We start from the raw sequence: 3,091 nt of genomic DNA, 5'->3' as shown, positions 1-3,091 counted from the left end.
GCACACCGATGGCTACATTAATTGATGGAAAACGGGTTTGGGCTGAAAAGAATTTAGCCCAAATCTAATCTGACAACGGCACCCCAAAATCGGGTAACTGTCAGATCAGGTCTGAGCTATTACACCTGAACCGCACTAAGCGCCATTCCATAGCCTCACCATGGCAGAATATCAGCACTTTTCAGCGCAGGCTCACGCCGCTGCGGAATCATTCATTCGCGGCGTACTATTCTTCTGAAGTATCTTTCCAGCACTCCTTGATAGCGATAAAGGTATCAATGTTATCAATAAAGAGTTGCAGCAGCGCCGGATCGAAATGAGTACCTGAACTGCGCTTCATTTCTTCAAGCACCTTATCGATTGGCCAGGCCTCTTTATAGCAGCGGGCATGGGACAGCGCGTCAAACACATCTGAAATCGCTACAATACGCGCAAAAATATGAATCTGTTCGCCCTTAAGACCACTTGGATAACCACTGCCATCGTATTTTTCGTGGTGCTGCAAAGAGATGGTCGCCGCCGCGTTAAGAATAGGGCGCTCGGAGTTGGCAAGGATTTGATGACCTATTACAGGGTGCTGGCGCATTACTTGCCACTCGCTGTCATCGAGTTTACCGGGCTTTAGCAGCACCGCATCGGGGATGGCGATTTTACCTATATCGTGCATAGGGGCGGCGCGTTTCAGTAGCTCAGCCTCAAAATCGGCCATGCCTGCAAGGAGGGCCAAGTCATAGCAATAAGCGGACATCCGCTTAACGTGATTGGCCGCTTCTTTTGAACGGCTCTCCACCACATCGCCAAGGCGCATAATAAGCTCAGACTGGGTATCTTCCACTTCCTGCGCCAGCAGCAGGTTTTCGAACGCAACACCGACGTTAATGGCAAAAATATCAATTAATTGCTTGTCCAGATCGGAAATCCGGTCGATGCCGTCCATATAAAGCAAATTAATCAGCCCGCTCTTGGTCGGAAAGTACCCCACAAAACAGTTTTGCTCATAAAGACAACGTTTTTGAGTGAGCGCCTCTTTGAGCAGCGCCAGCACATTGGGCGCCAGCGCCCGCTCATGGTGCGCCGCAAACTGGCCGGTGCCGGCAAGGATCTCAAGTTCATGGGAGTCCACATTGCCGCTGATGGCATCCATGGCATTGCAGGAAAGCAGCAGGGTTTCAGTATCCAGGTTAAGCAGGCTTGCTACCTGGGTCAGTAGCCCGTCAGCGAATTTATGCAGGGTACGTAATTCAAATAAGCCAGAGGTTGCTTCGAGCACCCGCTCAAGCCCATGGCGATGTTTAAGCTGAATTTGCCGCGCCTGCTCAATCTCCATGATGTCGCGGTACGAGCGCAGCGAGGAGTAAACACTGGTCACCAGTTTGCGAGAATCAAGCTCGGCCTTGGCCTTGTAGTCGTTAATGTCGTAATTGACTATCACATCTTCTTCGGGGGCTTGTCCGGGCTGGCCGGTACGCAGCACGATACGCATGGTGCGGTTTTTAAGCTCTTCTCGGATCCATTTTACCAGCTCAAGGCCGGCATGATCGCTCTCCATCACCACATCGACAAAGGCGACGGCGATGTCCTTTTCAGTATTCAGGATCTCTTTTGCCTGTTCACCACTGTAGGCATTGATAAACGCAAGCGAACGACCCTCGAGCTTAAAGCGGGAGAGGGCCAATTTGGTCACAGTGTGGACATCGGGCTCGTCATCGACGATAAGAATTTTCCACGCTGGACCAGTATCTTCGGCTTCTGCTTTCTTTCGTCCCGAAAACAGCGGGTTTTTCTTTGCCATATCAATGAGCATTAGATGACCTCTACTTATTAAATCGATACCTGCCAGCAATTTGAGTGTAGTTCAACAAAGTCGCGCGAGTGCAAAATTTGCGGTAAAAACCATTGACCAGAATCTAGATGAGAATCATTATCACCAAATGAATTCCTTTTTACCTCCAGAGAGGTATCACATTGAAAAACATTAATCTCGCTATCCCGGAAGCGCTGTTGGCGCGGCTGATTTTTGAAGGTCATTTATGCGTGGCGGACGTTCAGTGCCTGGACCCCGAGTCTAAACGGCGGGTTTGGCAGCTTTGCCTGTGGGCATGCCGCAACAGGGTGAATTGCAAGCTGAGTAATCAAGACATAAGCACAGCGCCCGACAACTTGGAACCTGAGCTCGATAGAGCGCTAATGCATAGCGATGGTCGCCATGACAAACTGACAGACGACCTGATGGCGACTGCTTCAGCATGCAGCCAGTGCAAGAGCCAATGCGGCAAGTAGCAAAGCAACGCATCGGCATTCACAGGTTTCATGATTAATAGATAGTCGAAAATTACAGGTGAGTCTTTGCAACGGCTAAAAAGGCTTTGGCGATAGACGGTTAGAGCGACTGTTCGCGTCTATGCATATGTACTTGGGCGGGAAATTTCCGGAGCAAATGAAACCACGAGTTGATGAAGGAACGGCATGTCGCTGGTGCATATGCGGTGAGCAGCAGCGTTATCACAAACAGCTTAGGTTATTTGGAGGACGTGCTTTTATATGAAGTTAACTCGCATGGCATCAAAGCCAAGCAAACCAGTCTCAACATTAAATGAATCTCGCGGAGCATCAATCTAGTGTCAGGCTGCATGCTTCGCCAAGCGAAGGCTGAGAGTAGTAGCGACGTGCTGGCGCGTAACCACAGGGATAATCGAGCCCAACACCACAGCACGCAAACAGCCTCACACCTAAATGCGCACAATGTAACTGAGATTATGTAGAAAGGCCGCCAAGGTATCATAGCGATGACCGGCGGCCTTTTTGCATAATCTGCGTTGTGCGAATTATGACCTTGAATTTTCAGATGCGCCCCCCATCTCTTTGTTGTCAAAAGAAAAGGAAATAACGATGTCAGGACAAACAGAGAAGCAATCCGTAACTAAAGAGTTAAAGGAAAAGTTGGAAAAGTTATCCCCTCTACAGTGTATTAGTCGCGACTTGATCTGACACATCATCTTGAAAAGGTGAGAGTTACCCGTTTTGATAAAGGTGTCGAATCTTCAATCAAAACAAAAGAGGTAACTCTCATGTTGCATACTAACAACCCCAT

General features: G+C 49.0%; 1 protein-coding gene. It reads right to left on the bottom strand.

The genetic code is table 11. From position 1 onward, the window contains the following. Window positions 1-226: 226 nt before the first annotated feature. Complete coding sequence (locus tag KJI95_RS19320) at window positions 227-1,804, bottom strand: DUF3369 domain-containing protein (RefSeq protein ID WP_214508833.1); 1,578 nt, start codon at window positions 1,802-1,804, stop codon at window positions 227-229. Window positions 1,805-3,091 lie beyond the last annotated feature (1,287 nt).

Origin of the sequence: Shewanella jiangmenensis (genome assembly GCF_018596335.1) — a bacterium.
Classification (GTDB): Bacteria; Pseudomonadota; Gammaproteobacteria; order Enterobacterales; family Shewanellaceae; genus Shewanella; species Shewanella jiangmenensis.
Note: the sequence above shows the minus strand (reverse complement) of the source record. Positions and strands in the feature narration are given on the sequence as shown.